Annotated in this window: 14 protein-coding genes and 2 pseudogenes; 7 read left to right on the top strand and 9 right to left on the bottom strand. The window is 62.4% G+C overall.

Annotation, left to right across the window (positions count from 1 at the left end):
• Entirely contained in the window at window positions 1-1,464 is a 1,464-nt protein-coding gene (locus ACIU1A_RS07085) for a RimK family protein (protein ID WP_404926961.1), read from the top strand.
• 98 nt (window positions 1,465-1,562) lie between these two features.
• Entirely contained in the window at window positions 1,563-1,757 is a 195-nt protein-coding gene (locus tag ACIU1A_RS07090; RefSeq protein ID WP_404926962.1) for a DUF3303 domain-containing protein, read from the top strand.
• Window positions 1,758-1,775: 18 nt separating this feature from the next.
• Here the strand turns inward: ACIU1A_RS07090 and ACIU1A_RS07095 are convergent, their stop codons facing one another.
• Window positions 1,776-2,693 carry a LysR substrate-binding domain-containing protein gene (locus tag ACIU1A_RS07095; protein ID WP_404926963.1) on the bottom strand — a complete coding sequence of 306 codons (918 nt, stop codon included), beginning with the start codon at window positions 2,691-2,693 and terminating at the stop codon, window positions 1,776-1,778.
• Between the two features lie 115 nt (window positions 2,694-2,808).
• Between ACIU1A_RS07095 and ACIU1A_RS07100 the strand changes: the two are divergent.
• Window positions 2,809-3,698: pseudogene (locus ACIU1A_RS07100) on the top strand (fatty acid desaturase family protein).
• Between the two features lie 9 nt (window positions 3,699-3,707).
• Here the strand turns inward: ACIU1A_RS07100 and ACIU1A_RS07105 are convergent.
• The 3 genes from ACIU1A_RS07105 to ACIU1A_RS07115 all read right to left on the bottom strand — a co-directional run bounded on the left by ACIU1A_RS07105 (window position 3,708) and on the right by ACIU1A_RS07115 (window position 7,404).
• Entirely contained in the window at window positions 3,708-5,846 is a 2,139-nt protein-coding gene (locus ACIU1A_RS07105; protein ID WP_404926964.1) for a putative bifunctional diguanylate cyclase/phosphodiesterase, read from the bottom strand.
• Window positions 5,847-5,911: 65 nt separating this feature from the next.
• On the bottom strand, window positions 5,912-6,544 hold the full coding sequence (locus ACIU1A_RS07110; protein ID WP_140555790.1) for an HD family hydrolase: 633 nt from the start codon (window positions 6,542-6,544) through the stop codon (window positions 5,912-5,914).
• A complete protein-coding gene (locus ACIU1A_RS07115) occupies window positions 6,544-7,404 on the bottom strand; it encodes a YgfZ/GcvT domain-containing protein (protein ID WP_404926965.1) in 861 nt (286 codons plus the stop codon). Before ACIU1A_RS07115 ends, ACIU1A_RS07110 begins: the two co-directional genes overlap by 1 nt.
• An 81-nt stretch (window positions 7,405-7,485) precedes the next feature.
• Between ACIU1A_RS07115 and ACIU1A_RS07120 the strand changes: the two genes are divergently transcribed.
• Both ACIU1A_RS07120 and ACIU1A_RS07125 read left to right on the top strand, forming a co-directional pair.
• On the top strand, window positions 7,486-8,817 hold the full coding sequence (locus ACIU1A_RS07120; RefSeq protein WP_404926966.1) for a dihydroorotase: 1,332 nt from the start codon (window positions 7,486-7,488) through the stop codon (window positions 8,815-8,817).
• Between the two features lie 52 nt (window positions 8,818-8,869).
• Entirely contained in the window at window positions 8,870-9,097 is a 228-nt protein-coding gene (locus ACIU1A_RS07125) for a hypothetical protein (RefSeq protein ID WP_140580909.1), read from the top strand.
• Window positions 9,098-9,201: 104 nt separating this feature from the next.
• Here ACIU1A_RS07125 and ACIU1A_RS07130 read toward each other — a convergent pair whose 3' ends face one another.
• The 4 genes from ACIU1A_RS07130 to ACIU1A_RS07145 all read right to left on the bottom strand — a co-directional run bounded on the left by ACIU1A_RS07130 (window position 9,202) and on the right by ACIU1A_RS07145 (window position 11,583).
• Window positions 9,202-9,996, bottom strand: coding sequence for a hypothetical protein (locus tag ACIU1A_RS07130; RefSeq protein ID WP_224706163.1), 795 nt, complete (start codon window positions 9,994-9,996; stop codon window positions 9,202-9,204).
• 69 nt (window positions 9,997-10,065) lie between these two features.
• A complete protein-coding gene (locus ACIU1A_RS07135) occupies window positions 10,066-10,323 on the bottom strand; it encodes a hypothetical protein (RefSeq protein WP_008874920.1) in 258 nt (85 codons plus the stop codon).
• Between the two features lie 388 nt (window positions 10,324-10,711).
• Entirely contained in the window at window positions 10,712-11,086 is a 375-nt protein-coding gene (locus ACIU1A_RS07140) for a TIGR02301 family protein (protein ID WP_404926967.1), read from the bottom strand.
• A gap of 62 nt (window positions 11,087-11,148) precedes the next feature.
• Window positions 11,149-11,583: an NUDIX hydrolase gene (locus tag ACIU1A_RS07145; RefSeq protein ID WP_140494548.1), complete on the bottom strand. Its 435-nt coding sequence runs from the start codon at window positions 11,581-11,583 to the stop codon at window positions 11,149-11,151.
• 123 nt (window positions 11,584-11,706) lie between these two features.
• Between ACIU1A_RS07145 and ACIU1A_RS07150 the strand changes: the two are divergent.
• Window positions 11,707-12,482, top strand: a pseudogene (locus ACIU1A_RS07150) (SOS response-associated peptidase).
• Between the two features lie 65 nt (window positions 12,483-12,547).
• Here the strand turns inward: ACIU1A_RS07150 and ACIU1A_RS07155 are convergent.
• On the bottom strand, window positions 12,548-12,703 hold the full coding sequence (locus ACIU1A_RS07155; RefSeq protein ID WP_140494544.1) for a hypothetical protein: 156 nt from the start codon (window positions 12,701-12,703) through the stop codon (window positions 12,548-12,550).
• 416 nt (window positions 12,704-13,119) lie between these two features.
• Here ACIU1A_RS07155 and cysS point away from each other — a divergent pair, with 416 nt between their 5' ends.
• Window positions 13,120-14,568, top strand: a complete 1,449-nt coding sequence (gene cysS, locus ACIU1A_RS07160) for a cysteine--tRNA ligase (RefSeq protein ID WP_404926968.1) — start codon at window positions 13,120-13,122, stop codon at window positions 14,566-14,568.
• The last annotated feature ends 170 nt before the right edge of the window (window positions 14,569-14,738 follow it).

Consider the following 14,738-nt stretch of genomic DNA (forward strand, 5'->3'; position numbering starts at 1 on the left):
ATGACCTGGGTTATCTTAACTGGCCGGCAGAGCGATCTCGACCAGGTGGCGACACCGCACAAGATTATCACGAACCGCGACTATCTCGCGCATCCGGCGCTGTTTCGCGGCCAGCGTCCCAAAGTCATCAACCTGTCGAACAACTACGGCTACCAGAGCCGCGGCTATTATGCCTCGCTGCTGGCGGGTTCGCGCGGTCACAAGGTCATCCCGACCGTCGAAACCATGATCGATCTGTCGGAGCGCAAGCTTTACGAACATGCGCTGCCCGAACTGGAGCTGGCGCTCAACAAGTGCCGCAAGGATCTTGGCGGCGCTTTTCCTGCGAAGGTCTGCATCTTCTTCGGCATTGGCCCGTCCAAGGTGTGGGACCGATTCGCCAAGCTCCTGTTCGACTGGTTCCGCGCGCCGGCGCTCGAGGTCCACATCAAGGATAGTGCCGAATGGGCCTCGATCCGCAAGATCGGCTTTCATCCCCTGGCGCGCATGACCGAGGAGGAGGAGAGCTTCTTCCTGCAATGCCTGGACACCTATACCAATCGCGAATGGCGCGACACCAAGGGCCGCACGCCGGCGCGCTACACTTTCGCCACGCTGGTCGATCCGCATGAGGAATTGCCGCCCTCGGAAATCTCCTCGCTGCGCTACTGGGCCAGGATCGCCGAAAAGATGGGCGTCGAAATCGAGCCGATCACCAAGAGGGACCTCGCCAAGCTCGCCAATTACGACGCGCTGTTCATCCGCGAGACCACCTCGATCTCCAACCATACCTATCGTTTCGCGCGCCGCGCCCAGCAGGAAGGCATGCCGGTCATCGACGACCCGCTGTCGATGATCCGCTGCACCAACAAGGTCTATCTCAACGAGCTGATGGCCTACAACAAGGTGCCGGTTCCGCCGACCGTGATGATAGCCGGCACTTCCGACCTTGAACTCGCGGCGCAGACGCTGGGTTTTCCGCTGGTGCTGAAGATCCCGGATTCCTCCTTCTCGCGCGGCGTCAAGAAATGCGCCAATTTCGAGGAATTGAAGATGCTCGCTACCGAATGGCTGGAGGATTCCGATCTTCTGATCGCGCAGAAATTCATCCCGACCGAATATGACTGGCGTGTCGGCGTGCTCGGCGGCCAACCGCTGTTTGCCGTACATTACCTAATGGCCAAGAAGCACTGGCAGATCGTCAACCATAAGGCCAGCGGCAAGCCCGACCAGGGCGGCATCAAGACCTTCACGCTGAAGGAGACGCCGCCCCATGTCGTCGAGACGGCAGTCAAGGCGGCGCGCTGCATCGGCGACGGCCTCTACGGCGTCGACCTCAAGGAGACCAAGGACGGCGTCTTCGTCATCGAGGTCAACGACAATCCCAACCTCGATCATGGTTGGGAGGATTCCGGCGAGAAGGACGAGGTCTGGGTGCGGCTGACGCAATGGTTCCTGGACCGTTTGGAGCGGCCGGGCCGATAATCATTCAAGCGGGGCAGAGATGCTGTTTTTGGTCACCGAGGATTTTCGAGGCTGCGACCGCAAGGAGATCTACCGCCGCTTCCGCGATCGCGGTCGCCTTGAAGCCCGAGGAGCTTCTGGTGCACCATAGCTGGATCGCGGCGGACATGAGCCGCTGCTTTCTGCTGGTGGAGACGGATGACGTCACGCTGCTGCAGCGCTGGGTGATCGAGTGGGCGGATCTGGTGGAGTTCGAGATCGTGCCGGTGGCGGCGAACAAGGACATGGTCGAGGCATTGAGCGGGCACCTCTGACCATCGCCGCTTGCTGGCTCAGCGGAGCGCCGGCGAGCTCACCACGCGCTGGCATTCATCGACCAGCCAGTCACGGAACGCCGCCACGACGTCCCTTCTTGCGCTCCGCTGCGGAATCGTCAGGCAATAGGGCTGGCGCAGCGCAATCGCCTTGGCGACAGGCCGGACCAGCCGGCCGTCCTCCACGGCCTCGGCGCAATAGATCCCTTGCGCCAGCGCCACGCCCAGTCCCGAAATGGCGAGGTCGAGCGCCGCGCGCGAGGAGTTTGCCGACAGGCCGCGCTGAATGCCGCGCCCAGGCGCTATGCCGGCCGCCTCGAACCAGCTGCGCCATGAGGGAAAGGATGCGCCGGTCGGTCCCCAGTCGGTGTGGATCAGGGGCAGCCCGGCGAGCGGACCGCCATCCGCCTCGAGCACGCTGGCAAGCTTTGGCGCGCAGACGGGATAGACCGCGTCCTGGACAATGTCCTCGATCGGGTGCTCACGATAGTGCGGACCGTAGGAGAGCCTGACGTCGATCAGGTCGCGGTCGAACGACACCGGGTCGTCATCGCCCCTGAGAGATATGTCGACGGCACCGTGGATGGCGATGAAGCCGGCAAGGCGCTCGGAAAGCCAGCCCATGGCCATGGACGGAGGGACCGAGACAACGAGCCGCGGGCGGAACGCATCGCCTGCAAGCTGGCGCGAGACGCTGCCGATTTCCTGGAAGGCCATGGTCAATCGAGGCAGCATCTCGACGCCAGCCTCGCTCAGGACGACACGCCGGTTGGCGCGGTGGAAGAGCTTGCGGCCAACTTGCTCCTCGACGATGCGGATGAGCTGGCTGACTGCGGCGGCCGAGACCGATAGCTCTTCCGCCGCCGCGGCGAAGCTGCCGGTGCGCGCAGCCGCCTCGAAGGCCTGAAGACCTCGCAACGATGGCATTGCAACCATGGCGGTGACCAAAAAGATAAGTTCAGCTTATCTATATTGCAGAAATCCTCGTTGTTAGAAAGGTTTCTTGCTGGGGTATGCTGACCGAATGAATTCAATCGGCCGGAATGCCCCTATGGATCATCGTGACGTGATCGCCTCGCTGACGAATGAGGAGCGCAGCCGGCTAACCGGCAAGTCGGATGGGCCCGGCCTTGTTCAGCTCGCTTTCCACCTCGGCGCGATCCTGCTCCTCGGATCGTTGATCGCCGCCAAGGTGCCGTTCTGGCCGCTGCTGATGCTGCCGCAAGGCATACTGATCGTGTTCCTGTTCACGCTGCTGCATGAGACGGTGCATCGCACGGCTTTCGAAAGGCAATGGCTGAACGACGCAGTCGCGCGTGTCTGCAGCCTGGCGATCGCGCTGCCGGCCGACTGGTTCCGCTATTTCCATTTCGCCCATCACCGTTTCACACAGGATCCCGAACGCGATCCGGAGCTGGCTTTCCCGAAGCCGGAAACCTGGCGGCAGTACCTGGTCCACGTTTCCGGACTTCCAGTGTGGTTGGGGCATTTGAAGACGCTCTACGCCAATGCCGTGGGACGTTGCCAGGACAGCTACGTGCCCCCAAGGGGCGTTCGAAGGTACGCGCCGAGGCGCGCTCGATGATTGCCTTCTACGCCGTCGTGCTGATGCTCGCGCTGTGGTTCAAGGCGACGGTGCTGCTCCATGTCTGGATCTTTCCCGCGCTGCTCGGCCAGCCGTTCCTGCGGCTCTATCTGCTGGCCGAGCATGGCCGCTGCCCCTTCGTCGCAAACATGCTGGAGAATACCAGGACGACGCTGACCAACTGGGCTATGCGCAAGCTTGCCTGGAACATGCCCTTCCATGCCGAGCATCACGCCTATCCGGGCGTGCCCTTCCACCGGTTGCCGGAGTTTCATGCGCTGATCGAGCGGCATCTGAAGGTTGTCGAGCCGGGTTATATCGGCTTCCATGAAAAATACATCGAGACGCTGCGCTGATTTATGGCGTCAGCCGGTCTGGCTGCGCACCGCGCTCGATTTCAACAGGTGCTGAATCTCCGCCGCCTTTGACGGCACGCCGATCAGATAGCCTTGCGCCTCCACGCAGCCGTTTCGGCGCAGCATGTCGAGCTGTGCTTCGGTTTCTACGCCTTCGGCGGTGACGGTGATGCCCAGTTCGGCGCCCAGTCCGATGATGGTGCGCACGATCGCTGCGGTATCGAGATTGCCGATGTCGGAGATGAAGGAACGATCGATCTTGATCTTGTCGACGGGAAAGCGCCTGAGATAGCCGAGTGAGGAATAGCCGGTGCCAAAGTCGTCGAGCGCGATGCGGATGCCGAGTTCACGCAACTGTCGCAGCGTCTTCAGGACGGCTTTGCTCTCGTCCATCAGCACGGTTTCGGTGATCTCCAGTTCCAGTCGTCTGGCCGGCACGCCCGAAAAGGCCAGGGCAGAGATGACGCTGCGAGCAAAGCCGCCGCATTTGAGCTGCACGGCGGAGACATTGACCGCAATGCGCAGGCCAGGTGGCCAGGCTGCCGCCGTCGCACAGGCCTTTCGCAGCGCCCATTCGCCAAGCGGCACGATCAGCCCGGTTTCCTCGGCGACCGGAATGAATTCGTCCGGCGCCACAGTGCCGCGCGACGGCGAATGCCAGCGCATCAGGGCCTCGGCGCCGACAATCTCGCCCGAAGCTATGGCCATGATCGGTTGGAAATCGAGATCGAATTCCCGGCTCGGCAGCGCCGTATCGAGATCGGCTTCGAGCGCCCGGCGCGCGCGCACCGTGGCATCCATGCCGGGCTCGAAGAAACGGTACAGGTTGCGCCCTTCGCTTTTTGCCCGGTAGAGCGCCATGTCGGCGTTTGTCAGCAATGTATCGGCGTCCCTGCCATCGCCGGGAGAAAGCGCGATGCCAACGCTGACGCCAACATGCATGTCCCGGCTCTTGTCATGAAATGGTTTGGCGATGGCCTCGACAATGCGTTTCGCCAGTTTTTCCGCGCTGGCCAGGCCCTCGACGTTGAATTGGACGATCACGAACTCGTCGCCGCCAAAACGGGCGACGATATCTGCGTCGTTGTCCACGCAGCGCAGCAGTCTTGCGGCCACGCCTTTCAGCAGCCGGTCGCCAGCCGGATGTCCCAGCGTATCGTTGACGACCTTGAAGCGGTCGAGGTCGAGCGAGAAGATTGCCAGCGGTCCCGCGGCCGCATCCTCCAGTGCCCGGTCGAGCCGGTCGCGAAACACCGAGCGATTGGGCAACCCGGTCAGCACGTCGTGATGCGCAAGATGGGTCATGCGCTCCTCGGCAAGCCTGCTCTCGGTCACGTCATCGAAAGTGGCGACCCAGCCGCCACCGCTCATCGGCCGGCGGGCAACCATCAGCGTTCGTCCGTCGGCGAGCCGGCGGGGGGTCGACCGCGTCTGGCCGGCCAGCACGCGAGCCTCGGTCCTCGAAACTTCGTCCTCGACATCTATGGGCGCATAGACCCCAAGGCGCACCAGCCGTTCGAGGAGTTCGCGGTGAGTCATGCCGAGCGGCAGATCCACCTCGGTCACACCATAAAGCTCCAGGATGCGCTGATTGCGTACGATCAGCCTGCCGCCGGCGTCATACATCAGCAGGCCCTGCGACATGTTCTCGAGCGCCGCGTCGAAGCGGCGATGCTGTTCCTTGAGATCCTGTTCGGCGCGCCGCTGCTCGGTGATGTCTTCGTAGATCGAAACCCAGCCGCCCGATGCCAATGGCCGGTGCGAGATGCTGATGATGCGTCCATCAGAGAGCGCCTCCTCATAGGTCGAGGGTTTCGCTCCATCGATATAGGGCTTGCGGATGGCGTAAAGTTCTTCGGCGCTTTGCGAGGCGATGCCGACATCGACGCTGTGCCGCAGGATGTCGATGAAATGGATGCCCGGCTGCGCCACGTTGGCCTCGAGGCAAAAGATGTTGATATAGTTGCCGTTGCAGATGATCATGCGCTCGTCGGCGTCGAACATGCAAAGACCATGCGACATGTTCTCGACGGCGGCCGAAAAGCGTTCGTTTTGTTCGCGCAGTTCGTCTTCCATATGACGACGATCCATGCCTTCGGCCCCCTGTTCAGGGACGGTCGAACCATCCTTGTCGTCAACGACGGGCATGAGGCGTGCCTGCGGCTCGTGATCGAACACCGCACTGTCGGCTGTTCCGGTTAATTTAGCGTTTTCTATCCTACCGCCGTAGCAACCTTGCGCCGCGACTTCTCGATCGCGGAAAAACGCTTCAGGAAGGCATTCTGTGCCCAGGTTACCGAGCGCGGCGTGAAATCGAAGCGCTCGGCACTGAAGCCGCGTGGACGACCGAAGAACTCGGTCGCCTCCGCGGTCGAAAAGCCGGCGAGCAGCGTGGCCTCGAAATAGGCGGCGATCTGGTCCGCGCGCTTGATCTCCTTGCGCAGGCCGGCGCCTGGTTCCGGCGGTAGCGAGAAGCGCAGATGGATGGCGCGCTGCAAGCGCAGTTCACAGTCCTTGTAGCTGCCGCCCATCACCGATTTGAACGGCGAGATCATGTCGCCGATGACATATTCGGGCGCATCGTGCAGCAATGCCATAAGCCGGGCGTCCGCCGGCGCATCGGGCATCAGGTCGCAAAACAGCGCTTCCACCAGCAGCGAATGCTGGGCGACCGAGAAGGCGTGCTCACCGCTGGTCTGGCCGTTCCAGCGCGCGACGCGGGCGAGCCCATGGGCGATATCCGATATCTCGATGTCGAGAGGCGAGGGGTCGAGCAAGTCGAGCCGGCGGCCGGACAGCATGCGCTGCCAGGCGCGTGGCGGCGCACCGATGCGGTCGGCCGCCATCAGGCCTTCTCCGTGCCGGCGGCTTCCTGGGGAAAGCTGAATTTGGCGAAAGGTGGAATGGCCACCGTAACCGGCACGTCTCCGGCCAGGATCGGCTGGCCGGCGTCGAGCGCTGTCTTGACCCTGTCGATACGGGCGATGCCGAGGCCGATCGTGCCGGCGTTCGAGCCGAGCGTCCCCACCGATCGCCCATCGACGGTCAATTCGGCGCCGGCCTCAGGCAAGGCCTGTTCGGCCCTGACGATCAGCACCCGCCGCCTTGCCGTGCCACGATGCTGCATGCGCGAGACGACCTCCTGGCCGACATAGCAGCCCTTCCTGAAGCCGACGCCACCGGTCTCGTCGAGTAGCACGTCATGCGGGAAGGCGTCGCCGAGCTGGTAGTCGGTGCCGCTCTCGGCAATGCCATGCGCGATGCGCAAGGCCTGCCATGCGGCACCGTCGTCAGTCTCTTGAGCGCTGCCATAGGAGCGGGTGACGCTTTCATCGCGAAAGCGCCGGTCGGCCAGCACGGTTGAATCCTTTTGTGAGGGAGCTGACTCATTTCCCCAGGCAATGGAGACAAGCGTCTGTTCGGATTTGGCAATCTCGACCTTGGCGCGCAACTTGTACAGCATCAGCCGGCGTACGAAATCGTCAGCGATGTCGGCGCGGCATTCGAGGCGGAACGCGTTTTCGCCGGCCCGTGAGATCAGGAAGTCAAACAGGATCTTGCCTTGCGGTGTCAAAAGCGCGCCCGGTTTTGCCTCGCCGGCGCCGAGCGCGTCGAGGTCGGTGGTCAGGATGTTCTGCAGGAAGTGTTCGGCATCAGGGCCGGAGATGGAGATGAGCGCGCGGTCTTTCAGCAGGGCAAAGGGCATGGGGCGAATAAAAGCCTGATCTTGCAAAACGGTTGGCCATTACGTAAGCCGCTGACACTCCCCCGCAAGAGATCGATCAGCATGGCCAACACCTACGACCTCATCCTGACAGGCGGCATGGTGGTCAACCATGACGGCGAGGGGCAACGCGATGTCGGCGTGAAGAATGGGCGCATCGCCGCCATCGGCGATCTGCGCCAGGCCTCGGCCGGCGAGACGATCGACTGCCGGGGCCTGCATATCCTTCCGGGCGTCGTCGACAGCCAGGTGCATTTCCGCGAGCCGGGACTGGAGCACAAGGAGGATCTGGAGACTGGATCTCGGGCGGCGGTGCTCGGTGGCGTCACCGCCGTGTTCGAAATGCCCAACACCAATCCATTGACTACCAGCGAAGAAACGCTTGCCGACAAGGTCCGACGCGGCACCGGCCGTATGCACTGCGACTTCGCCTTCTGGGTCGGCGGCACCCGCGACAACGCCAACGATGTCGCCGAGCTCGAGCGCCTGCCGGGCGCGGCCGGGATAAAGGTTTTCATGGGCTCGTCCACCGGCGACCTGCTGGTCGAGGACGATGAAGGCGTCGCCTCGATCCTCAGGAACACCCGCCGCCGCGCCGCTTTCCATTCGGAAGACGAGTTCCGGCTGCGCGAACGCCTTGGCGAGCGCATCGGGGGCGATCCTTCATCGCATCCGGTCTGGCGCGACGAGATCGCCGCCTTGCGCTGCACCGAGCGGCTGGTGCGCGTCGCGCGGGCCGCCCGTGCCCGCATCCACGTCCTGCACATCTCCACGGCCGAGGAGATATTGTTCCTCGAACAGCACAAGGATGTCGCCACCTGCGAGGCGACACCGCACCATTTGACACTGTCGGCGGACGACTACAAACGGCTCGGCACGCTGATCCAGATGAACCCGCCCGTCCGTGCCCCGCGCCATCGCGACGGCGTCTGGCACGGAATCGCGCAAGGCATTGTCGACGTACTCGGTTCCGACCATGCCCCGCACACATTGGCCGAAAAAGCAAAACCATATCCGGCATCGCCCTCGGGCATGACCGGGGTGCAGACGCTGGTGCCGATCATGCTTGACCACGTCAACGCCGGCAGGCTGACCTTGCAGCGCTTCGTCGATCTTTCAAGCCACGGCCCGCAGCGCATCTTCGGCATGGCCAGGAAAGGCCGTATCGCCGCCGGCTATGATGCCGATTTTACAATTGTCGACATGAAGCGGCGCGAGACCATCACCAATGCACAAGCCGGCTCGAAGGCCGGCTGGACGCCTTATGACGGCAAGGAAGTCACCGGCTGGCCGGTCGGCACTGTCATTCGAGGCCAGCGCATCATGTGGGAGGGCGAGATCGCGACGCCGGGCCAGGGCAGGGCAGTGGAGTTCGCCGAGGCGTTGCCCGCATAGCCATTTCACATCGTTGGATTTCTTAGGCACGATCCACTAAGTTGAGTGGGTTATGCGCACAGATATCACGCCAATGATTGTCCCCGCTGAGTTTCCGGAGCTACACGCACTCGTCTGGAGCCGCGATGCAACGCGCCCGATTCCTGCCGAGGAAGCTTTCGCCATCTACGAGCGCAACTGGCGGTTTGTCGATCAAGAGCGCCTTACAACATCTGAAAGGCTGCTTATCCAGAACCTGGCGGAAAAATTCGGCCAGGGCATTCTTTTGACCACTGGCTGAAGTTTCGTTTCCTTCCTGATTTCTCCGCAACTGGAATATTAACGGGCCCGATGCAGCCATTCGACGGGGCGATCCGCACGAATAGGCACTCGCGTGTCCGAGTTTCAGTCGCCGGCGACGAAAAACGTCCATTGCCCAGCGGGCGTGATGCCGACGCGGTAGAAGATGTAGGCGCCGAACTGCTTCATGTCGTCGAAGTCACTCGCGGTGACGATCTTGAACAACTCGACCCGTTGCCTGGCGTCGAGCTTGTCCAGGGGTAGGGCAAAGAAATACGGCCAGACATAGAGCTCTTGTGGCGTCCCGGCATCGACATGGACATAGCCGGCATTGAGCACCTCCTCCAGTATGGCAAGAATCTCCTGGCCATCCTGGTCGCCGGAGAGCCCCTTGAGGAAGGTAATGGCGTCGCCATCTATGTCGGCCAGCGACAGTTGGGTCATGCCGTCGCCCTTGCCGATCAAAGGCCTCAGTCTTTCGATGTCGCCGCTCTCGCAGGCTTCGATGATCAGGTCATGCATGCGCCGCACCGGTTCAGGCAGCTTGCTGAGGTCGTAGACGACCTCCGGCGTGGGCGCGTCGGGATCGACGCGCGGCCTGTTGGTGGCACCGTCGCCGTTCGGCGGGGTGACCGGCTCGGCTTTGTCCGGGGCGGTTGGCTGGCTGGTCGAAGATGGCGTTCCGACCGGATCGGGTATCGGCACGGTGCTTCCCGGCGGCGACACGTCGTCGTCCACCATCGGTTGGGCCGGCGAGGGGAATTCTTCGCGCTTGATCTCGCTCAGCGCATAAGCGGGACTGCTTGTCAGACACGCAACCAAGGGGATCGCGGCACTGCACGCGGCGAAACAGATGCAAAGGACCAAGCCGCGCGGCTCGCCTGACATCGAAAAATTCACTGCCCGTTTCTCCCTGCTTCCGGGCATGATGCCCGAGCGGCATTTGCCGTCAAAGAACCGGACGTCGGTTCAGTGCCGCAGCCGTTCGGGTTCGAAGGCGCCAGCAATCACCTTTTCACGCATGCGGTCGAGCAGGGCAAGGGCCGATGTCTCGCCGTTGGCGCGCAGCATTTCGCCGAACGCGGTTTCAAGCGCCGCTTCGGCGATGATCTCGGGTTCTATGCCTGCCGAAAGACCTTCGGCCCAGGCCTCGCTGTGGCTCTCCACCGCGGTCAGGCGCTTTTCTTCCCTGACCAGCGCGTCGATGTCGTTGACACCATGTTCCATAAGCGATGTCCACCCTTGCAAGCAGCGATCCGTCGATGGATCAGGCTTGATCTGTTCCGTTTACACGCAGCCGCAAATAAGTCTTTGTAAATACGACATTTTTTTGATCGTTCTTTACAGGAGGCCGGTTGCGCTTGCGAAGCTGCATTCAATCCTGGTCAAACTTAGCCGATTAGGCGTGCCTGCGGGGTGAAAACCTTCAGTTTGAGTTAATTCCACATCCGCGCGCTAACGTTTCATTAACGCTGTTGCATAAGCGCAACAAAAGGATTGCACCATGACAGTTCTCGACACAAGCTGGATATGCCCCGCAGTCGCCGTCAATGGACCGGATATCTGTTGATGAAGGCCGGATGCGCTCTTGCGAGGGCACTTTGGGCGATATGCGCTAGTTGCCGTAGCGCGAGGCGATGTCGCGCGACAGGGTCTCACCTTCCTTCATGTAGCGGCTGATGGCTTCGGTCGCCGACGCGGTGCATTGCGTGTAGGTGCCGCCGAATGAGCGGTAGCCGCGATTGAAGCTGGCGATGAAGCGGGCGCGCCGTTGCGGATCCGGGTTCTCCGATTCGAGCAGCTTCTGCATCTCGCCGCGCCACTGGTCGCCCTTTTCGCCGCACAGATTGCGCAGGAAATGCAGCGACCCCAGAACCTCCGCCAGCCGCATCAGCCCCGGTTCGAAGGGTGCCTCGGCGCTGAACGCCGGTCGTGCCGCCACAGGGCTGACGGCAAGGCATGTCGCGAGAAGGAGAGGAAGGCAACGCATAAGTCAATCTGGCCAAACAATTTGCCGCCTGCAAGGCGATTGTGCCGGGCGAATTCCGGATTTCAGGGTCGCTCAGGGGTTTGCGACGGCCGTCCGAGCAGTTCCTCGGCGACCGCGAGCACCGAACCGGCAAGCGGCAGATCAGCCATTTCGGCCAGCGTGTAGAAGGCGGCGGTCTCGGCGTCGTCGCTGGCCACGGCCTCGCCGCCGGCATGGGCCGCACCGAATACCGTCAGCAGGTAATCGACCGGATGCCCGTCGAGCGTGCCGTCGATGAGGATTTCGCGCAGCCGTCGGTAGTTTTCGGCCTGCAATTGCGTCTCCTCCAGCAATTCGCGCCGTGCCGCCTGTTCCAGCGTCTCACCGGCTTCGACCTTGCCGCCCGGGAATGCATAGAACCCTTGCGAGGGTTGTCGCGCCCGCTTGACCAGAAGCACGGCGTCGCCGCGCACAACGGCGACCGAGACCGCGGGAATGACTTTTCGCACTTCGTCCATGGATATCCGATCGCCCTGATTTACGGCAGCCTGTTGTGGACCGGCCGACGTCGGACAGCTTTAACGGTTGCAGTGCTGCTGTTCCATCGCCACTTTCGAAACCGGACATCAGGACCAATAGACATGTGCGGACGTTTTGCCTTGACCGCGACACCGGACCAGACAGCCGCTTTCCTCGGGCTGGCGGAGGTGGAGCAGTTTCCTACGCGCTACAATATAGCGCCGACGCAGCCGGTGCTGATGGCGATCTCAGGCCCGCCGCCGGCGCCGGGTTCCAACCTGCCGGACCGCCGGCCGATGCTGGTGCGCTGGGGCCTGATCCCCGCCTGGGTAAAGGATGTCGGCGAATTTCCGCTGCTGTTCAACGCACGCTCCGAAGGCGTGATCGAAAAGGCCTCGTTCAAAGCCGCCATGCGCCATCGCCGGGCGCTGGTGCCGGCATCAGGTTTTTACGAATGGCGCCAGGCGCGGCCCGGAGAGGCGGGCGGCAGGAAGGGGCAGCCTTACTGGATCAGGCCGCGGCATGGCGGGTTGGTCGCCTTTGCCGGGCTGGTTGAAACCTATGCGGAACCGGGCGGCTCGGAGTTGGACACCGGCGCCATTCTGACGGTCGAGGCCAATGCCGACATCGCGCATATCCATGACCGCATGCCGGTGGTGATCGCACCTGAAGACTTCACCCGCTGGCTCGATTGCCGCGGACTTGAGCCGCGCGACGTCGCCGACCTGTTGCGGCCGGCGCAACGCGACTTCTTCGAAGCGATTCCGGTCTCCGACCTCGTCAACAAGGTCGCCAACACCGGGCCGGAGATTCAGGAGAAGGGGAGATCGGGCCCGAGCCCGAGAAGGTCAAGCGCCGGAAACCCGGCGCGGACGACAGTCAGATGACGCTGTTTTAGCAGGAACTCTGTTCGAGGTGCGGTTTGGCGCCTCGTTCCGACCCTTGGGCCGATCGCGCACTGCTTCAGGCAGCGCGGGGCGATACGATTTTCTGCACCGGCTTTTTCTTCTTCGCGGTGTGGAGCAGGGCGGCGACGATCGCGGCCGGGCCGATTGCGCGATAATGGTTTGCCAGCGCTGGTTGCTTGGCGCGGTTGGCTTCCTGCTTGCTTCGAGGCATGTGTCTCTTCCCAGATAACGTTTCCGTGTCTGCGTTTGGCGGCCGAATCCGACCAAATCGTGACGCAGGTTGATCTAGCCGGCGTATGTTTCATGACTGTGCCGACATGTTTAATAAAATGTTTCAGTGGCTGATTCCGTGTGATCGGGCGACGCATTTGCCAGTTCTGGCGTCGTTTTTCTCGGGATAAGCGACTTGACGGCAACACTGGCCAAGGCGATAAAGCCGCCTATGAAAACGTCTTTCGCCATTTGTGGCATTTGCATTATTGGCTAGCTTCGCGCTGGTCCGGACGTTTTCGCCTCATCTTCCCCTAGATTGGACAAACGCCCCGGCCAGCAGGCTGGAGTCCGTTTTGCGCCTCGGCGCGGAGCTGGCTTCATCCAGGCAAAAGTTCTGAACCGGAAAGGCATGGAATGTCTGACGCACCGAAGGGCCTGCGCCTCTACAACACGCTGACGCGCGCGAAGCAGGATTTCGTCCCGATCGACGCGCTGAACGTGCGCATGTATGTCTGCGGTCCGACCGTCTACGACTTCGCCCATATCGGCAATGCCAGGCCCGTAATCGTCTTCGACGTGCTGTTCCGGCTGCTGCGCCATCTCTATGGCGAGACGCACGTCACCTATGTGCGCAACATCACGGATGTCGACGACAAGATCAATGCACGCGCACTGCGCGATTTCGGCAGCGAGATATCAGCCGGCAGACTGTCGCTTAACGAGGCGATAAGGCGGGTGACGGAGAAGACCGCGGGCCAATTCCACAAGGACGTCGCGACGCTCGGCTGCCTGGAGCCAACAGTCGAGCCGCGCGCCACCGAGTTCGTCGAGCCCCGTGCCGACGGCAAGGCAGACATGATCACCTTGATTCAAAGCCTGATCAAACGCGGCCATGCCTATGTTGCCGCAGGCGAAGTGCTGTTCGACACCGCTTCGATGCCCGACTACGGCCAGTTGTCGAAGCGAAATCTCGACGAGCAGCAGGCCGGTGCTCGCGTTGCAGTCGACGCGCACAAGAAGAATCCTGGCGACTTCGTGCTGTGGAAGTTGTCGTCCCCGGAGGAGCCGGGCTGGCAGAGCCCATGGGGCAGGGGCCGGCCGGGCTGGCACATCGAATGCTCGGCCATGTCCGCCGCCTATCTGGGCGAGGTCTTCGATATTCATGGCGGCGGTCTCGACCTGATCTTCCCGCACCACGAGAACGAGATCGCCCAGTCACGCTGCGCGCACGGCACCGATGTGATGGCCAACATCTGGATGCACAACGGCTTCCTGCAGGTCGAAGGGCAGAAGATGTCGAAGAGCCTCGGCAATTTTTACTCGATCAACGAGCTGCTGGAGACCGAAACCTTCGGCGGCCGCAAATGGCCCGGCGAGGTGCTCAGGCTGGCTATGCTGATGACCCATTATCGCGAACCGATCGACTTTTCCGTGCGCAAGCTCGAGGAAGCGGAGAACACGCTGCGCAAGTGGAAACGCGCGGCCGATCTGGCGCCGGCGGTCGGGCAATTGCCGGCCGAGGTCGTGCAGGCGTTGTCGGATGATCTCGCCACCTACGCCGCCTTCCAGGTTTTGACCCAGTTGGCCGGCGAGGCGGTCGACTTCGGCGGCGATGGCGAAAACGCCGCAGCGGCCTCGCTGAAGGGTGCGCTTGCCTTCCTGGGTTTCGATGTGGGGGCGGCCAAGGTCGACGAAGCCCCGGTCGCCAAGGCGATCGCCAGGCGCCTGGAATTGATCGCCGCCAAGAACTGGGCCGAAGCCGACCGCATCCGCGACGAGTTGTTGGCGCAAGGCGTACAACTGAAGGACGGCAAGGACCCGGTCACCGGCGAACGTGTGACGACGTGGGAGGTGAAGCGGTGAGGGCGACTGTTCTTGTGGCGGGAATGGAGAGGTTGGCGCGAAGCACCCCCTCTGTCCTGCCGGACATCTCCCCCTCAAGGGGGAGATTGGATATCACCGAGGCTTTCGCCAATCGCTGACGTTGGAGGTTGGGCACCGTCAGCGAAACTGCCGATCTCCCCCTTGAGGGG

The sequence above is a fragment of the Mesorhizobium maamorense genome, from assembly GCF_044998965.1.
Classification (GTDB): domain Bacteria; phylum Pseudomonadota; class Alphaproteobacteria; order Rhizobiales; family Rhizobiaceae; genus Mesorhizobium.

What these genes read in the sequence shown, in the direction of transcription:
- ACIU1A_RS07140 (WP_404926967.1), bottom strand. Translation starts at nt 11,086, where the DNA reads ATGCGTTGCCTTCCTCTCCTTCTCGCGACATGCCTTGCCGTCAGCCCT.
- ACIU1A_RS07155 (WP_140494544.1), bottom strand. Translation starts at nt 12,703, where the DNA reads ATGCCTCGAAGCAAGCAGGAAGCCAACCGCGCCAAGCAACCAGCGCTG.
- ACIU1A_RS07125 (WP_140580909.1), top strand. Translation starts at nt 8,870, where the DNA reads ATGCGCACAGATATCACGCCAATGATTGTCCCCGCTGAGTTTCCGGAG.
- ACIU1A_RS07110 (WP_140555790.1), bottom strand. Translation starts at nt 6,544, where the DNA reads ATGGCGGCCGACCGCATCGGTGCGCCGCCACGCGCCTGGCAGCGCATG.
- cysS (WP_404926968.1), top strand. Translation starts at nt 13,120, where the DNA reads ATGTCTGACGCACCGAAGGGCCTGCGCCTCTACAACACGCTGACGCGC.
- ACIU1A_RS07135 (WP_008874920.1), bottom strand. Translation starts at nt 10,323, where the DNA reads ATGGAACATGGTGTCAACGACATCGACGCGCTGGTCAGGGAAGAAAAG.
- ACIU1A_RS07095 (WP_404926963.1), bottom strand. Translation starts at nt 2,693, where the DNA reads ATGGTTGCAATGCCATCGTTGCGAGGTCTTCAGGCCTTCGAGGCGGCT.
- ACIU1A_RS07105 (WP_404926964.1), bottom strand. Translation starts at nt 5,846, where the DNA reads ATGCCCGTCGTTGACGACAAGGATGGTTCGACCGTCCCTGAACAGGGG.
- ACIU1A_RS07145 (WP_140494548.1), bottom strand. Translation starts at nt 11,583, where the DNA reads ATGGACGAAGTGCGAAAAGTCATTCCCGCGGTCTCGGTCGCCGTTGTG.
- ACIU1A_RS07085 (WP_404926961.1), top strand. Translation starts at nt 1, where the DNA reads ATGACCTGGGTTATCTTAACTGGCCGGCAGAGCGATCTCGACCAGGTG.
- ACIU1A_RS07115 (WP_404926965.1), bottom strand. Translation starts at nt 7,404, where the DNA reads ATGCCCTTTGCCCTGCTGAAAGACCGCGCGCTCATCTCCATCTCCGGC.
- ACIU1A_RS07120 (WP_404926966.1), top strand. Translation starts at nt 7,486, where the DNA reads ATGGCCAACACCTACGACCTCATCCTGACAGGCGGCATGGTGGTCAAC.